15 protein-coding genes are annotated in these 15,743 nt (G+C 46.1%); 5 read left to right on the forward strand and 10 right to left on the reverse strand.

Features of this window, described 5'->3' with window-relative positions; all coding sequences use genetic code 11:
• Window positions 1-2 precede the first annotated feature (2 nt).
• The 8 genes from ABDW33_RS20190 to ABDW33_RS20225 all read right to left on the reverse strand — a co-directional run bounded on the left by ABDW33_RS20190 (window position 3) and on the right by ABDW33_RS20225 (window position 6,696).
• Window positions 3-1,247, reverse strand: a complete 1,245-nt coding sequence (locus ABDW33_RS20190) for an FtsX-like permease family protein (protein ID WP_343691904.1) — start codon at window positions 1,245-1,247, stop codon at window positions 3-5.
• Window position 1,248: 1 nt separating this feature from the next.
• A complete protein-coding gene (locus tag ABDW33_RS20195; protein ID WP_343691905.1) occupies window positions 1,249-2,349 on the reverse strand; it encodes an HlyD family efflux transporter periplasmic adaptor subunit in 1,101 nt (366 codons plus the stop codon).
• Between the two features lie 2 nt (window positions 2,350-2,351).
• Window positions 2,352-3,653, reverse strand: a complete 1,302-nt coding sequence (locus tag ABDW33_RS20200; protein WP_343691906.1) for a TolC family protein — start codon at window positions 3,651-3,653, stop codon at window positions 2,352-2,354.
• Window positions 3,654-3,663: 10 nt separating this feature from the next.
• A complete protein-coding gene (locus ABDW33_RS20205) occupies window positions 3,664-3,984 on the reverse strand; it encodes a DUF2147 domain-containing protein (RefSeq protein ID WP_343691907.1) in 321 nt (106 codons plus the stop codon).
• 105 nt (window positions 3,985-4,089) lie between these two features.
• Window positions 4,090-4,848, reverse strand: coding sequence for a LytTR family DNA-binding domain-containing protein (locus ABDW33_RS20210; RefSeq protein WP_343691908.1), 759 nt, complete (start codon window positions 4,846-4,848; stop codon window positions 4,090-4,092).
• Window positions 4,845-5,846 carry a histidine kinase gene (locus ABDW33_RS20215; protein WP_343691909.1) on the reverse strand — a complete coding sequence of 334 codons (1,002 nt, stop codon included), beginning with the start codon at window positions 5,844-5,846 and terminating at the stop codon, window positions 4,845-4,847. Before ABDW33_RS20215 ends, ABDW33_RS20210 begins: the two co-directional genes overlap by 4 nt.
• Before the next feature lie 96 nt (window positions 5,847-5,942).
• On the reverse strand, window positions 5,943-6,260 hold the full coding sequence (locus tag ABDW33_RS20220) for a metalloregulator ArsR/SmtB family transcription factor (RefSeq protein ID WP_343691910.1): 318 nt from the start codon (window positions 6,258-6,260) through the stop codon (window positions 5,943-5,945).
• Window positions 6,247-6,696 carry an SRPBCC domain-containing protein gene (locus ABDW33_RS20225; protein ID WP_343691911.1) on the reverse strand — a complete coding sequence of 150 codons (450 nt, stop codon included), beginning with the start codon at window positions 6,694-6,696 and terminating at the stop codon, window positions 6,247-6,249. Before ABDW33_RS20225 ends, ABDW33_RS20220 begins: the two co-directional genes overlap by 14 nt.
• 119 nt (window positions 6,697-6,815) lie before the next feature.
• Here ABDW33_RS20225 and ABDW33_RS20230 point away from each other — a divergent pair, with 119 nt between their 5' ends.
• Window positions 6,816-8,006 carry a macrolide family glycosyltransferase gene (locus tag ABDW33_RS20230; protein ID WP_343691912.1) on the forward strand — a complete coding sequence of 397 codons (1,191 nt, stop codon included), beginning with the start codon at window positions 6,816-6,818 and terminating at the stop codon, window positions 8,004-8,006.
• A 240-nt stretch (window positions 8,007-8,246) separates the two neighbouring features.
• Here the strand turns inward: ABDW33_RS20230 and ABDW33_RS20235 are convergent, their stop codons facing one another.
• Window positions 8,247-9,074, reverse strand: a complete 828-nt coding sequence (locus ABDW33_RS20235) for a phosphatase PAP2 family protein (RefSeq protein WP_343691913.1) — start codon at window positions 9,072-9,074, stop codon at window positions 8,247-8,249.
• 187 nt (window positions 9,075-9,261) lie between these two features.
• Here ABDW33_RS20235 and adhE point away from each other — a divergent pair, with 187 nt between their 5' ends.
• The 3 genes from adhE to ABDW33_RS20250 are packed head-to-tail and all read left to right on the forward strand — an operon-like array spanning window position 9,262 to window position 14,184.
• On the forward strand, window positions 9,262-11,892 hold the full coding sequence (gene adhE, locus ABDW33_RS20240; RefSeq protein WP_343691914.1) for a bifunctional acetaldehyde-CoA/alcohol dehydrogenase: 2,631 nt from the start codon (window positions 9,262-9,264) through the stop codon (window positions 11,890-11,892).
• A 60-nt stretch (window positions 11,893-11,952) separates the two neighbouring features.
• Window positions 11,953-12,972, forward strand: a complete 1,020-nt coding sequence (locus ABDW33_RS20245; RefSeq protein WP_343691915.1) for a hypothetical protein — start codon at window positions 11,953-11,955, stop codon at window positions 12,970-12,972.
• Between the two features lie 12 nt (window positions 12,973-12,984).
• Window positions 12,985-14,184, forward strand: coding sequence for an OFA family MFS transporter (locus tag ABDW33_RS20250; protein ID WP_343691916.1), 1,200 nt, complete (start codon window positions 12,985-12,987; stop codon window positions 14,182-14,184).
• A 318-nt stretch (window positions 14,185-14,502) separates the two neighbouring features.
• Here ABDW33_RS20250 and ABDW33_RS20255 read toward each other — a convergent pair whose 3' ends face one another.
• Complete coding sequence (locus ABDW33_RS20255; protein ID WP_343691917.1) at window positions 14,503-14,865, reverse strand: helix-turn-helix domain-containing protein; 363 nt, start codon at window positions 14,863-14,865, stop codon at window positions 14,503-14,505.
• Between the two features lie 97 nt (window positions 14,866-14,962).
• Here ABDW33_RS20255 and ABDW33_RS20260 point away from each other — a divergent pair, with 97 nt between their 5' ends.
• Complete coding sequence (locus tag ABDW33_RS20260; protein ID WP_343691918.1) at window positions 14,963-15,721, forward strand: alpha/beta hydrolase; 759 nt, start codon at window positions 14,963-14,965, stop codon at window positions 15,719-15,721.
• The last annotated feature ends 22 nt before the right edge of the window (window positions 15,722-15,743 follow it).

Below are 15,743 nucleotides of genomic sequence, written 5' to 3' on the forward strand. Positions count from 1 at the left end.
TTTTAACCTCTGATGATAGAAACAGGATCTACTTTTGATGCTTTACGGGCTGGGATGTAACCGGCGAAAAATGAAGTAAGTATGCCGAAAACCGCCCCTTGTATGTAATGTTTGACAAGGAATGTCATGGGCAGATACGTTACATTTCCGATGCCCAGGTATAATTTTGACAACAGGTAAGATATGAGCCAGCCAACGATCAATCCCATTACAGATCCTATCAGGCCGATCAGTAAAGCCTGTTGTATGAAAATGCTCACCACATCGTTCCCCTGGAAACCGGTGGCTTTCAGGATGGCGATTTCTTTGATCTTTTCATAGATGACCATGTTTAGAATATTATAGATACCGAAACCCGCTACTAGGAGAATGGTAAAGATGACGGAGTTAGCGATGATATCCCTGATCTTTTTGCCGGCCAGGGATTGTTCATTGCTTTGCTGCCAGGATTCGGAGGTGTAGCCTGTTTGATGGGCCATGCTGTTGCCGATTTCAGTAGCCTGGTTATAATTTTTTACATTCACATAGATATCGGTGATATAGGCCCGGTCTTTTTGCAGGAGCTGTTGTACTACCGGCAGACTAACATAAGTTTTCGTTTCATCTACGTTTTTGATGGTGGTTTTGAATATGCCGGAGACCTGTAAGGTCTTTGTAAGGCCTGTACTGGTAGTGATCCTGACATAGTCCCCCATTTTCAGGTTCAGCTTTTGAGATAGCCCGATACCAATGATGATGTTGTTGGGATTATCGGCGATAGATTTTGTTTTGCCCGCGATCATGTTTGACGTAATGTCAAACATTTTATCCTGTTCTTCGATATTGACGCCGAAGATGGTGCCGTTTTCCTGCACGTTTCCTTTGCTGTAGATAATATTCGCAGTCACCTGTTTGCTGAGGGCAATCACTTCTTTCCGTTTATTGAGTTGTGCGGCGACAGCATCGGGGTTGATGATCCGGTTATCCTGGGGTACCAGCTGCGGATTGGAGATCAGGTTGATGGTTTTATTACCGGCGTAGCGATTGAGCATGTCGTTTGTACTGATCTTATTATCATTATATAAGCGTATATGCGGTGTTGCACTCAGCATGGTTTTTTCTGAATAGTCATTGGTACCGGTGATCAATGAATTCATAAAGATGAACATGCCAATTCCGAAAGTAACTCCCAGCGCAGCTACCAGTGTTGATTTGACCTTGCTTACCATATAAGTGTAAGCAATTCTGGTGTTGATGCCTGTCTTCATATTAATATGCTTTAATGAGTTTGTCGTCTGCCCGGATGCCGCCGAGTACTTCGACATAATCGGTAGAGACGATGCCTGTTTTGAGCTGGACGGTATCGGTCTGTTTCCCGTTTTTGATAAGTGCTCTGCCGTCAGGACTTACGCAGGCGGCGGGCACCAGCATCGCTTTGTCTTTATGTGCGACAATGATATTGGATTGTAAAAGTGTACCGTTTAGCAGGCCGGCGGGGATGGTATCGAAGCGTGCTTCCACCTTGTAGGCCTGCGACTGATCGTCGAAGCTGGGGTAGATCTTACTTACGTGGCCGGTGTATGTACTGCCTTTCGCCGTGTTGAGTTCAGTAAGTACCAATTGACCTGCTTTGATCTTCGCAATGCTGGCTTCATCAATAGAGAGCGAGATGAGCATGTCATCGGCGTTACCGAGTGTAGCGAGGGCATCACCTTTGCGTACGAAATCTCCTTTTCGTTTGAGCAGGGTGTATACTGTATAACTGCCGGGAGATTTGATGTCGTAGTATGAATTGTTGGCAGCCGCTGTCTCCTGATCTTTGGTGGAATTGATGACGGTCTGGCGGAGGGAGAGTTTTGTAGCTGCGATATTTTGTTTGATCTGTTCTACGTTGTGAAGGGAGGTCTGGTAGGCCAGTTCTGCATTGTCGCAGTCTACTTTTGAGACGCTGCGGGTAGCGTACAGTCTTGCATTACGATCCCTTTGTGCAAGGTCGTTGGCGAGTTTTTCAGTAGCGGTGTTAAGTTGTTGCCGGAGTTGTTCCAGCACGGCAGAGTTGTCTGCGGCGTTCTGGCGTGCGATGGCCAGGTTCTGTGTAGCAGATCGTTGGGCAATGGCGGCGGTGGTATTGTCCTGGCTAAAGATGATTTGTCCGCCAGACACGCTGTCGCCTTCCTGTACGTGTACGGCTGTAATATAGCCATCGTTGAGGGCGGTCAATGTAAACTGGCCGCCTGCTTCAATGTGACCGGGTGCAAATACGGCTTCGGTGATAGGCGCATAAACCGGTGTGGCGACGCCATTGTATTTTGACTTGCAGGAAGAAAGCAACGTGATGCCTGCGAAGGATATGATGAAGAGTTGTTTCATGATTAATAGATATTTATAGTTCTGATTTGAAGGCGATAAGATTGGATAAAATAATCGCTCATACTCTGGAGGTATTCCTGCTGATTGGTGATCATATCCGAATAGTATTTCAGGCGATCATCAATAGAAATGGAGCCTTCGTTGAGCAGCTGTGTAGCATGTGTATCATTGCTGCGGTACATGGCGAGAATGCCTTTGGCCTTTTCCAGATCTTTGAATGCGGTATTATAGGAGATAAGAACGTTCTGGTTGGTCAGTTGTGACTGCAGACTGGCGGATTGGTATTGTTGCTGTTTCAGTTCCAGGTCGATCTTTGTTTTCTGAACATTGTAATGCCGGCTATTGCCGGAGAAGACCGGCACAGACAGGCGAAGTCCCCAGTATTGACTGGGCAGGTCATTGCTGTTGCCGAACTGCATGAAGTGATCAGTGGTGATCATCCTGTTGTATTGGTATACAGCTGACAATGCGGGGGCATAAGCGGCTTTTGAAGCCTGCCACTGTGTCTTTGATTTTAGCATTTCTTCGTAGGCAATGGTGACATCCGGATCCGTTGTAAAGGGTTGCGGAAAATAGGGGACCATTGATTGTTCTGTGATGACGATGCTATCTCTGGTATTCAGCAGCTGCTGCAGGTTATTAAGTTGTAATAGTTTATTCTGAGTGGCAGCCACCAGGTTTTTAGCTGCTTTCTCTCTGTTGATAGCGGCATTGTTCATACTTATCTCGCTAAGCTGTCCGTCGTTGTATTTACGTTGTACAGATACAAATACGGTATCCATCGTGCCGGCGTTTGAGATAGATAATTGTTCGGCTTCATCTGCCAGCAAATAGGAGTAGTAGATATTTGCCAGTTGTTCATACAGATCGCGTTTGGTTTTCTGTATGTTCAGTGCGGCTATTTCCTTATCCAGTCTGGCGGTTTTAATGGCAAACCAGTTCTGGGTATTGACCAGGTCCAGTTGCACGCTGGCGGCGGCATTGTAATTATACCGCTTTCCGAAGGTGGCCTCGTAAAAGGTGCCTGCGGGTGCGCTTCGATCAAAGAGCTGTGCCGGAATGAGCGTAGATTGCAGCCTGATATTATCGATGTAGTTGCCGTTGGCGCTTATGGTGGGAAGCAGGGCGCCTTTGGCTTGTCTGGCAGCGATGGCTGCTTCCTGGCGGGCTGCATTGGCGGCGGTGATCTGGATGTTGTGCGCATCTGCATATTTCCAGATATCCTGTACGGAGGAAAAACTGAGTTGTGCAGACACCGGCAGGGCCATGCAGGAGCAAAGTATACCGGTGAGGATCTTTTTCATATGCGAGTGTTTATTTAATGCGTGTCCATACTTTGGTCTGGCTCAGCAAGCCTGCTTTGACCGTTATTTCCATGGTATCTTCTCCTTTGAGGGTGATGGTGCAGCGGAAGGTCTGGTTTCTTTTGGGAAGAAATACTTTACCGGTGTAGGCGCCATTGTTGTAGGCGAGGTCCTGAAGGATTTCTTTGCCTTCTGTTGTACCTGAGTAGGTATTCCCGTTTTTAACCACCGTGATTTCTTTGGATTTGTCTGCATTGGTCCATTTGCCAAGGATGGTATCCGGGGCGAATGAGGTGGTAAGTAGTAAAAGGAGAAAAGCCAGTGTTTTCATTTGCATTTTTTTATTTGACAATGCAAAGCTGGGAAAATAAGCAGTGGAGGTTGGGGGCTAATCGGGTAAAGCGGGCAGATAGGAGGGTGAAACGGGCGAGGCAGACTAACTTTCCAGCCATTGCAGAAAATCGGCTGATTTAGCCTTGCTGACAACAATTTGTTCTTCGGTTGGCACCATTAACTTCACCACCAGTTTTCGGGCAAAATATCGCTCCGCATTCACAATTGCTGCCCTGTTGATAAGGTACTGCCTGTTGGCCCTGTAAAAATCTGCCGGATCCAGGATCTTTTCAGTTTCGTCCATGGTGGCGGTGATAAAGTACTTCTTATTTTGGAGTGTGGTGATCTGGAGGATGGTATTATCCAGGTAGATACAGGCGATATCTTTTACCTGTACGGGAATGATCTTTTCTTTTTCATTTACCAGCAATGCTGTTTTATGCGCAGGTTTGATCATCTGCATCAGGGATTGCAGGTTGTTGGGAACTGTTGTATGGGCAAAAGCAGCTTTCATCTGGTTATATTTCCCGAGCGCCTTTTCCAGTTTTTCGATCGTGACTGGCTTTAGCAGGTAACTGACTGCATTGGTATCGAATGCGTGCAGGAGGTACTCATCGAAGGCAGTGCAAAAGATCACGGCACTGGTGACCTGTACCTGGCTATAGATCTCAAAGCTCAATCCATCAGCCAGTTGAATATCGGATAGGATCAGGTCCGGCTGCGGGTTGAGTGCAAACCAGTCTTTTGCCTGTTCGACAGACTCGAGGATACCGGTTACCTGTATGGTATCGTCTATTTGCTGAATCATGTTTTTCAGCTCTTTTGCCGCTCTGGGCTCGTCTTCTATTATCAGTACAGTCATCCTGCCAGGGGTAATTTTATGGTAAACTGAGAAGTCGTTTTTTCGATGATAATCTCTTTGTTGAACAACAGCTGGTAACGCAGGCGGATATTATGCAAACCGGTACCGGTTGAATAGCTGACGCTGTTTTTAGGCTGGAGATTATTGGTCACTACCAGGTAGTTTGTTTCCCTGTATAAGTGAATTGTAAGTGGCTTATAGCTGGTCGCAACGTTGTGTTTTACCGCATTTTCCAGTAGTAGTTGCAATGTTAGTGCCGGGATACGTAGCTCCTGGTCTGCTGCTGCCAGGTCGATAGTAATGTTTATAGCGTCTTCGAACCGGCTTTTCAGGATGTAAACGTACGAGTGGATAAAGTTAAGTTCCTGGGCGATGGTCACGGTGTCCTTTTGTTTATGTTGCAATACGTGCCGGTATATATTGGACAGTTCATTCACAAAATCTTTCACATGCTTTTCGGTGGTGAGCGTACTCAGGGTATTGAGTGTATTGAACAGAAAATGTGGGCTTAATTGTTCTTTCAATGAATTCAGGCTGACTTCCAGTTGTGCCTGTTTTAGTCTTTCGATTTCCAGCTGGCTTTCCTGTTTCTGGAATACGACCATTTTATGGTGTTGAATAAAGTAAAACAGGCCGCTGGTCACCAGGCCTCTTAAGAACAGCATGTATTGTTTGCGTGCTACAGGAATATCCATGATGCCTTCGGAGACGTCATATAACAAGGACATGAGGTAGTTGTACGGAAAGATCAGGAGTGCAACCATGACAACAAAAGTAAGTGCGACGATGACCTTATCATCCTTTTTTCTTTTGAATGTGGCGCGGATGAACCAGTTATGCAGGAACCAGCAGATCAGTCCAAACAGGAAGAAATGCAGGAAGAAGTGAATTATAGTCCACCAGGAAAACTGCTCCATCCGGAGCATTCTCGGAAAAGTCGCTAATATGGCAATGCATGCTGAGATGAGTGTGCCAAAGTAACCGTCATATTTTTTCACCGGGTAAAGATACAATAGTATTGGAGGCGGAGGGCAATATTCGGGCTCAAGCCGGCAAATTTGCGGGTGAGGCGGGCATGCGTACCTGGTATTATCCTACTGCTTCATTCTCTTGTTCAGCACTTTTCCGAAATTGACCATCTTCGCATTCCAAAACTCTTCATAGTATGCCATCCATGCCCTGATCTCTTTAAATCCATCCGGATTTAATTCACAATATCTTTCTCTGCCTACTTCGGTAATCATGATTAGCCCCGCTTCATACAGGATCTTCACATGCTTACTCACCGCAGGCCGGCTAATCTCAAAATTCTCGGCCAGTGCGTTCATAGATAATTTCTCTTTTGATAACAAAAACAGGATCTCTCTTCTGCCCGGGTCGGCAATTGCCTGAAATGGATCAGGTAGTGGCATTTGCATTTTCATTTAGTAGTGTCTCTAATCTTTTTCGTATTCTGCCATTCCATCCCGCTCCCATGAACAGGCTGGATAGATAATTCTTAAATCCTTTAAACCCGCTATGCTCCAGTCGCACTTCCGTACCGTTTTCTTTTGGTATTAATGTCCAGGTCAGTATCGTATCTAACGTTATCACACCCGGAGCAGGGCCGCCTTTCCATGAATATACCAGGCGCTTTAATGCTTCCACTTCCAGCACCTCGCAATAGATAATTCCGTCAAAATCCATCTTAGGGATCGGCTTTGTATGAAAATTAAATTTATGCCCTACCACTGGCCTGAAGTCGTTCTTCATCAGCCATTCGGCTATTGCTTCCTGTTCGGTGAGGCATGCCCATACAGCAGCAGGAGTATGTGGAAAATACCATTTAAAGGATAAGTCTCTTTGCATAACATGTAACCTTTTGGTTACGCAAATATATGTAACTAATCGGTTACGCAAAATTATTTTCTCAGTCTTTAAAATATATGTTCAAATGCTCCGTCTATATTCTTATTAAACAATCGTACATGTCAAAAGTATTATTCCTGAGTGTACCTTCCCATGGCCACGTGAATCCAACTATTGGACTTGTCAGCGAACTGATAAAGAACGGAGAGGAAGTTATCTATTTTGCTACTGCACCATTCAGGGAAAAAATTGAGGCTACCGGCGCGCTATACAAACAGTATCTGTATGACATGGACCTTTTCAAACCGGAAGAGGAGGGGATCGCTGATCCGATGGAGACGGTACTAAGAGAGGGTATCAATATTATTGACGATATACTGGCGCAAATAAGTAATATACAGTTCGATTACATTGTGCATTCTACGCCATTCCCATTCACGGAAGTATTTAAGCAACTGCTGAAAATACCCGCGATATCATCTTTAGGTATTTTCCTGGGATTACATAATTTCCTGGAGCGTGCGGATGCGTTTCCCACACCGCCGGGCTACACAGCACTGCGTGAGAAGATAAAGGCCAGGTACGACGTTGTCCTGCCGGAAAAGTTTGTGGCTACAATGATCAACCTGGGAGGCCTCAACCTTGTCTATTCATCCCGGTATTTTGTACCTGCAGAACAATTGACTGATGATACATACCGCTTTGTAGGTCCGCCGGTATTTAACAGAAAAGAGAACGCAGATTTTCCCTTTGCGTTATTAGAAGGGAAAAAGGTCATCTACATTTCGCTCGGTACCGTATTCAGTAATTTCAGGCCTGACCTTTACCAGATCTTCTTTGATGCTTTCGCGGGCAAAGAGGTAACTGTTGTCATGGCGGCTTACAAAGTAGACCTCAGTAAATTTAAAATCCCGGACAATTTTATTGTTCGTCATTATATACCCCAGCTGGCCATCCTTGAACATACGGACGTTGCCATCACCCATGCTGGTATGAATAGCATCAGTGACCTGCTGTACAATGATGTCCCGTTTGTAGCTATTCCTCTCGGCGCAGATCAGCCCGATCTCGCCGAAAGGACGACTGCATTGGGTGCGACTATTGCACTGGATCATCGTACGCTTACGCCTGTTTTGTTGCAGGATGCAGTAGAGAAGGTGCTCCGCGATCCGTCATACATAGTTAATATGAAAAAGATTAGTGATTCTTTTAAAGCTGCCGGTGGTTATGCCAGTGCAGTGGCATATATTCATGCGTATATAAAGAGAGGGAATCAGTTATTAGAAAGAGAACTCGTTCAAAGCAGTTAGTATACACTCTTGAGTATATAAAGGGAGGGGATCAGTGAGTAGAAAGAGAACTCTTTCAAAGCAGTTAGTATACACTCTTGAGTATATAAAGGGAGGGGATCAGTGATTAAGAAAGAGGAATTCTTTCAAAGCAGTTAGTATACACTCATGAGTGCCGAATGATCTGATAAAGATCAATACCTCCTTCAAAACTGTCATGGGTTGCCGTCTACACCCACGATTACATTATAACCATTACTCTCAATGTATATACAAAAGGCTCAGTCCTGCGGATTTTGTTCCAGCATCATAAGTCGGTACTATCATGGTACTGTTATTTCCTTTCCCGCTAAATCCCTTCTGAATCTTCGGGTACAACCAGAATGACGCCTGCGTACTAAGTATACCAACGCCGGCTCCTGCTACCACGTCACTCAGCCAATGCCGGTTATTATACATCCTGAGCACCCCGGTCGCCGTTGCAGCCATATAACCTCCCACCGCAATCCAGGGGCTTACACCCTTGTATTCCATCCTCATAAACTCCGCACTCATAAAGGCTGTTGCCGTATGCCCGGAAGGGAAGGAGTTCGTCGCGCTACCATCAGGCCTTTCCCTGTGGGTAAGCGTTTTTAGTCCCGTCACTGTACCACAGACCAGTAGAGACGACATTCCCAGTATGATCGTCCTGTCCCTGAAATTATGCTCTCCGTGAATACCGATGGCATTCAGCGCATATACCCCAAAGATGGGTGAATATTGCAGGTAATTATCAATTGTAGTGTGAAACCCGGCATTATCTTCCCGGATCTCATGTTTTGTGGACAGATCCAGGTCGTGTAAAGGGCGTACATGGAAGGTGGCGGCGCCATAGCCGATCATAATGGCGGAAGCCAGCAATGGACCGGGATTTACTTTGTAGCTTTTGTTCACTGCGGCTGGCAGCGATCCGGTATACGCAACCCTTACATCACCTGCCGGCACAGCGTAGGTAGAATCTTCTTTCGCATTCACGGGAGGTATGCCTTGTCCATACGCGCTCCTTGTTGCTACCAGTAGCAATAACAGTTGTAGGCAATAAAATCTCATCAGGTATAAAGTAATGACTACAAAATAGTAAAATAATTCTGTAGACAAACTGTTTTTTCAGACCGGCCGCTTCCTGCTCATCGTCACTGATTTGTATCAACGACTTATGCCAAACCCGTCATCGGTTATAATGCCACTTCTACCCACCTTTGTTAAGGAATTATTTATCAATATCAACTCCTCTAACATGGAACCTAATTCAAAAAATTTAATCGACAAGATTGAAAGAATACGGAAAGCACAAACACAGTTTTCCACCTACACCCAGGAACAGGTTGATGAGATCTTTCGCCAATCGGCCATAGCGGCAAACAATGCCCGTATCTCCCTCGCCAAGATGGCGGTGGAAGAGACCGGCATGGGCTTGGTGGAAGATAAAGTGATAAAGAACCATTTTGCCTCTGAGTATATTTATAATCAGTACAAAGATGAAAAAACATGCGGTGTCATAGAAACAGATGAGGCCTTTGGCATCACCAAAATCGCTGAGCCAATCGGTGTGATCGCGGCAGTAGTACCTACTACCAATCCAACTTCCACCGCTATCTTTAAAGCACTGATTGCACTCAAGACCCGCAATGGCATTATTTTCTCACCACATCCAAGAGCTAAAAATTCCACGATAGCAGCGGCAAGGATCATACTGGACGCAGCCGTTAAAGCTGGGGCACCTAAAGATATCATCGGTTGGATCGAAGAACCTTCCGTTGAATCTTCCCAGATGGTTATGGCAGAGGCTGATCTTATCCTGGCAACCGGTGGCCCCGGTATGGTCAAAGCCGCTTATTCCTCAGGTAAACCGGCCATTGGTGTAGGCGCGGGTAATACGCCTGCCATCATCGATGAAACGGCTCACCTGAAAATGGCTGTGAACTCTATCCTGCTCTCCAAAACATTCGACAATGGTATGATCTGCGCGTCTGAACAAAGCGTGATCGTTGTTGACAAAGTGTACGAAGAAGTAAAGAGAGAATTCATTGACCGCGGCGCTTACATCCTCAGCAAAGCTGAAACAAGCAAAGTCGGCCAGCTGCTCCTGATCAACGGCGTGCTCAATGCCAATATCGTAGGACAGGCTGCTGTTAAGATCGCTGCCCTGGCAGGCATCACCGTTCCTGAAGATACCAAGATCCTGATCGGTGAAGTGACTTCTGTTGAACTGGACGAACCATTCAGCCATGAAAAGCTCTCTACCGTACTGGCAATGTACAAAGCAAAAGACTTTGATGAAGCGCTGAACAAAGCAACACGTCTCGTTAAACTGGGCGGTTTCGGCCACACTTCAGTACTGTATACCGATCCTACCATTTCACAGGACAGAGTAAACAGGTTTGGTGCTGCGATGAAGACAGGGCGTACTATCATCAACATGCCTTCTTCACAAGGTGCTATCGGAGACATCTTCAATTTCAAATTATCTCCATCCCTGACCCTTGGTTGCGGTTCATGGGGCGGTAACTCTGTATCTGAAAACGTTGGTGTAAAACATTTGCTGAACATTAAGAGCGTAGCTGCAAGAAGAGAAAATATGCTTTGGTTTAAAGTCCCTGAGAAAGTATACTTCAAATATGGCTGTCTGCCGGTAGCCCTGCGGGAACTGAAAGAAGAAGGTAAAAAGAGGGTATTCCTGGTAACTGATAAAGTGCTCTATGGCCTGGGCTATGCTGAAAAAGTCACTAAGATCCTCGATGAACTGGGTATTGCTCACACGGTGTTCTTCGATGTAGAACCTGATCCGACATTGATCTGTGCGAGAAAGGGTGCGGAAGAAATGGCAAGTTTCCAGCCAGATGCAGTGATCGCTTTAGGTGGTGGCTCTCCAATGGATGCTGCGAAGATCATGTGGGTGCTGTACGAACATCCTGAAGAGAAGTTCGAAGACCTGGCAATGCGCTTCATGGATATCCGCAAACGCGTGTATCACTTCCCAAAAATGGGTATTAAGTCCAGCTTCATCGCTATTCCAACTTCTGCCGGTACTGGTTCTGAAGTGACACCTTTTGCGGTGATCACCGACGAAAATACTGGTATCAAGTACCCGCTGGCGGACTACGAACTGACTCCTGATATGGCAATTGTAGATGCTGAGTTAATGATGAACATGCCTAAGAGCCTGACATCTGCTTCCGGTATCGATGCACTCACCCATGCGCTGGAATCTTATGTATCTGTACTGGCCAGTGAATTCACGAATGGCCTGGCACTGGAAGCTATCCGCCTGATCTTTAAATACCTGCCAGCCGCTTATAACGAAGGCAAGACCAATGTAAAAGCGAGAGAGAAAATGGCACATGCATCTACCATTGCGGGTATGGCCTTTGCCAATGCTTTCCTTGGTATCTGTCACTCTCTGGCTCACAAGCTGGGGGCTACTCACCACGTGCCACACGGTGTGGCAAATGGTATGCTCATCACTGAAGTGATCCGCTTCAATGCTGTAGAGAACCCACGTAAACAGGCTGCCTTCCCGCAATATAAATATCCTAATGCACGCTGGCGCTATGCCCGTATTGCAGATTACCTGCAACTGGGTGGTAAAACCGATGCGGAAAAAGTAGAACTGCTCTGCGAAGCAATCGAAAAGCTGAAAGCGCAGGTAGGTATACCCCGCAGCATCAAGGAGTTTGGTGTACAGGAAAGTAAATTCTATGCTTCCCTGGATACGATGTCAGAACAGGCATTCGACGACCAGTGTACGCCGGCTAACCCCCGCTACCCACTGATCAGCGAAATGAAGAAGATCTATATCACAGCCTTTGAGGGTCCTCAGAAAGCTGAGACAACCAATGTGAAGATCAAGGCACCTGTAACTGCTTAATCTGCTATACAGCTGTAGCTGGCCGCTCATCCGGCCAGCTACATTTTTATTCTCAATTGTATGATGGACGTTCAATCCCGTAAGAAACTGGTTTATCCCGTCAGGCAGCCCCTGATGGATTACCTGCGTAAATATAACCGTGACCTGAAAGTACTGGTGAACTACAGTGACCTGCTTCGTTTCCATGTGAGCATACCATTGCTGGACAAGGATGGTAAAGACACGCTCTGGGAAACTGTCTACTACGATCCTGCGTACATGGAAACCCTGTTCCCTGCGCTGACCCTCATTTATGCCATTATGAACACCTCCGGCGATACTGCTTTTACCGAGCACCTGCAGGTATCCCAGATCGATTATTGCACTTTTGGTAATTCCAAACCTTTTCGCGTGCGCATCATGAATACGCTGAATGATAACTACGATTATTTCTACGTAAAGATATCTGATGCCTCCCGTGTATATGGACTGGAACTTGAACATATATTATCACCTAACAGGATCGCCTATCTCACAGATGGCGAAACGCTGGTGGAAGAACATATCTCCGGTCTTCCGGGAGATGTGTTTATCAAAAACCGCCTGAACACGTCTAAATTTAACCAGATCAGGATCTGTAAAGAATTTGTGAAGTTCAATGAACGCTGTTTTATCAGACTGCTCGGGGATATGCGTGCCTATAACTATGTCGTACATATTACACCTGATATAGAAGGAAACCAATACCGCATCCGTGCTATCGACTTTGACCAGCAATCCTATGAAGGCAGAAGACAGTTTTACCTGCCACATTTCTTTAAGGACAACAATCAACTGGTAAGCCTTGGTATCAAACATATGGACAGCCGGACGATGCGGCAGTACCAGGAAGAGGAGCGGAGCCTGATCAATAACCGCATCCGCCTGGTACGTTACAGACTGGATGATCTGCTGGCCTGTATGAAAGAGGATCAGATCTCTCCACAAAAGAAAGTTGACCAGCTGGCCGGGGAACTGGCCGCATTCCATCACCATGATGGATTTAACGGGTGCCATAACATGGGAGAGCTGATCGCAGAACAGTTGAAAATATATGCATAATTCATCACAACCATGAACAAACTTAAGAACAGGTGGCTCATTGCAGCCTCCGCAGTCGGGATCCATCTTTCCATCGGATCTGTGTATGCCTGGAGTGTATACACGAAACCATTAATAGCACAACTGGGATGGGGACTCAAAGAAACACAGTTTACGTTTAGTCTGGCTATTTTTTTCCTGGGTATGTCAGCTGCCTTCCTGGGTAGTTATGTTGAAAAGCTGGGGCCTAAAAAATCCGGGCGATTGGCGGCGCTTTTCTTTGGGGCTGGCATAGCAGGTTCCGGTTTGGCAGTATATGCGCACTCACTGTGGGGGCTGTACCTGTCTTATGGCGTTATAGGCGGAATCGGCCTGGGATTGGGATATATCACGCCGATCACTTCACTAGTGAAATGGTTCCCTGACAAAAAGGGCCTGGCTACCGGCCTGGCGATCATGGGATTTGGTTTTGCGGCACTCATCAGCAGTCCGTTGATCGTCTACCTGATCGCACATACCAGTATTCCTACCACTTTCTTCATCATGGGCGGTAGTTACTTCGTCATCATACTGGCTGCGTCTTCCTACATTGTACCCCCACCTGAAGGTTATGGCGGACCGGCAAAAGTGAAGGAAATTACAGGCATGACCGCGAAAGATGCTATTCGCTCCAGGAAATTCTGGTACCTGTGGATCATGTTCTTCCTCAATATCAGTTGTGGGATTGCCATCATTTCAGCAGCGTCACCAATGGCGCAGGAATCAGCAGGGTTGTCTACCGCAGCTGCAGCAGCGATGGTGGGGTTCATGGGTATTTTCAACGGAGGCGGTCGCATTGGCTGGTCTGCGGCTTCAGACTTCCTGGGCAGACCGAATACTTTTATCACCTTTCTCTGTATTGAAATAGCTGCTTTCCTGGTATTGCCGGGTGTACACAATGCGCTGATATTCCAGTTGATGATCTTCCTGATTGTGTCTTGTTATGGCGCCGGATTCTCCACCACTACAGCCTATATCAGTGACCTGTTTGGTACAAAGGAACTGGGTGCCATCGTAGGATATATGCTTACCGCCTGGGCGGCTGCCGGCATGGCGGGACCTTTGTTTGCTGCAATTGCCAGAAGTGCGAGTGATAGCTACAATGGTACATTGTATTGTTTTAGTGTGCTGCTGGTAATAGCATTGATATTTGCTGTGCTGTTGAAGCGGTTATTGAACAAAGCGGAGGCATAGATTGAACTGAGCAGGCTTTAAGTAAGGCTAGTTGATTTTTTGCAATAACACTGGTAATAAGTGAGATAATAGATGTCGGTCATGTAACGCATTTATTTTCTCACTTTATCTTTTTTTACAGGAGCGGGCAATATGCGTAGCAGTGAATCAGTTTTCATACAGGGGACTTTTAAAAAAACATTTCCGGGATTGACGTTGCCGGTGTCAGGATGCAAATACGATAAGTGCTTTTATTGCCCCGAAAGAGCCTGTATAAGCCGTCCAAATCATCGAGACTGAGTGGGTTATTCTATTCTTCAAAGGCGCGAAATTTACCTGTTATATTCCATTGTCATTACTGCCAGTCTGCCGCGCTTTCAGTAAGAGTCCCCAGTTCTTTATTTCATTCATCATAGGGGCGGTCGTTTTACCAAACGCGGTAAGTCTGTATTCAACAGTAGGGGGGACGGTTGCGAATATTTCTCTTTCTACCATCCCATCTCTCTCCAGCTCACGCAGTTGTGCCGTCAGCATAGTAGGGGTGATCCCGCTGATTTCCCTTTCCAGCTCTTTGAACCGCTTCGGACTCTGTTTGATCAGTGCGTGAAGGATCCGCAATTTCCATTTCCCGCTTAGTACCGAGACGGCATATTCCACCGGACAGGAAATTTTTTCTCTTTCTTTCAATTTATTTATGCTCATTTTCAGTATTACTATAGTTTTCCGTAGTAAGGCAGCTTTTGCTAACCTCTTGCAAATTTATACCAGTGGGGATACTTTTGGAAAAAATATTAGCACAATGGAAGACGTAAAGATTCGCAGACAGTTTTTTGATAATTTCGGGAACAATTATCCTGCAGCAGAAGGTGTCACAATTACCCCAACCACCATTGAAGGTGTATCCTGTTACCGGATAGAACCGGCGGCAGCTGAAGCAGGCAAGCTGCTTGTTTATCTCCACGGTGGTGCCTTTGCCGTTGGCAGTATTACATCACACGGACCGATGGTCTCACATTTCGCAAAGGCTGTGAGGCGGAAGGTATTGTTCATCGATTATGCACTGGCTCCTGAAAATCCCTACCCGGCGGGATTGAATGATGTGTTGAAAGTATATGCTACCCTTAAAGATGCAACTGTAGAAATGATGGGTGACAGTGCCGGCGGTGGTATGATTATATCCGCGATTGCGGCTATGAGAAAGGAAGAGATGCCTAAAGCACTAGTATTGTTATCTCCCTGGATCCGGCTTGAAAATGATCTGCCTTCTCATCAGGTCAATGCAGGCAAAGATGTAATCGCTACCGGATACCTGCATGAAGCAGCGAAGGAGTATGCCGGTGTAAGTCCGGATAGCCTGCGATTTGAGCAGTTTCCACCCGTTTTGATCCTGGCAGGGAGTAATGAAATATTGCTGGATGATAGTAAAACCTTTCATGCCCGTATTCCTCACTCAAAGCTGGTCGTTTACGAAGGCAAACAGCATGTATGGCCACTTGCCGATATAAATGCACCGGAAACATTGTCTGAAATAGCGGAATTTTTAACAGCAGGGTATTAATACCTGCTGCTAAAAATTCTGC

It is taken from the genome of Chitinophaga sp. (genome assembly GCF_039596155.1).
Taxonomy (GTDB): Bacteria; Bacteroidota; Bacteroidia; order Chitinophagales; family Chitinophagaceae; genus Chitinophaga.

Excerpts from the sequence above, each read along its gene's own strand:
- ABDW33_RS20190 (WP_343691904.1), bottom strand. The coding sequence starts at position 1,247 with ATGAAGACAGGCATCAACACCAGAATTGCTTACACTTATATGGTAAGC.
- ABDW33_RS20195 (WP_343691905.1), bottom strand. The coding sequence starts at position 2,349 with ATGAAACAACTCTTCATCATATCCTTCGCAGGCATCACGTTGCTTTCT.
- ABDW33_RS20200 (WP_343691906.1), bottom strand. The coding sequence starts at position 3,653 with ATGAAAAAGATCCTCACCGGTATACTTTGCTCCTGCATGGCCCTGCCG.
- ABDW33_RS20205 (WP_343691907.1), bottom strand. The coding sequence starts at position 3,984 with ATGAAAACACTGGCTTTTCTCCTTTTACTACTTACCACCTCATTCGCC.
- ABDW33_RS20210 (WP_343691908.1), bottom strand. The coding sequence starts at position 4,848 with ATGACTGTACTGATAATAGAAGACGAGCCCAGAGCGGCAAAAGAGCTG.
- ABDW33_RS20220 (WP_343691910.1), bottom strand. The coding sequence starts at position 6,260 with ATGCCACTACCTGATCCATTTCAGGCAATTGCCGACCCGGGCAGAAGA.
- ABDW33_RS20225 (WP_343691911.1), bottom strand. The coding sequence starts at position 6,696 with ATGCAAAGAGACTTATCCTTTAAATGGTATTTTCCACATACTCCTGCT.
- ABDW33_RS20230 (WP_343691912.1), top strand. The coding sequence starts at position 6,816 with ATGTCAAAAGTATTATTCCTGAGTGTACCTTCCCATGGCCACGTGAAT.
- ABDW33_RS20235 (WP_343691913.1), bottom strand. The coding sequence starts at position 9,074 with ATGAGATTTTATTGCCTACAACTGTTATTGCTACTGGTAGCAACAAGG.
- adhE (WP_343691914.1), top strand. The coding sequence starts at position 9,262 with ATGGAACCTAATTCAAAAAATTTAATCGACAAGATTGAAAGAATACGG.
- ABDW33_RS20245 (WP_343691915.1), top strand. The coding sequence starts at position 11,953 with ATGATGGACGTTCAATCCCGTAAGAAACTGGTTTATCCCGTCAGGCAG.
- ABDW33_RS20250 (WP_343691916.1), top strand. The coding sequence starts at position 12,985 with ATGAACAAACTTAAGAACAGGTGGCTCATTGCAGCCTCCGCAGTCGGG.
- ABDW33_RS20255 (WP_343691917.1), bottom strand. The coding sequence starts at position 14,865 with ATGAGCATAAATAAATTGAAAGAAAGAGAAAAAATTTCCTGTCCGGTG.
- ABDW33_RS20260 (WP_343691918.1), top strand. The coding sequence starts at position 14,963 with ATGGAAGACGTAAAGATTCGCAGACAGTTTTTTGATAATTTCGGGAAC.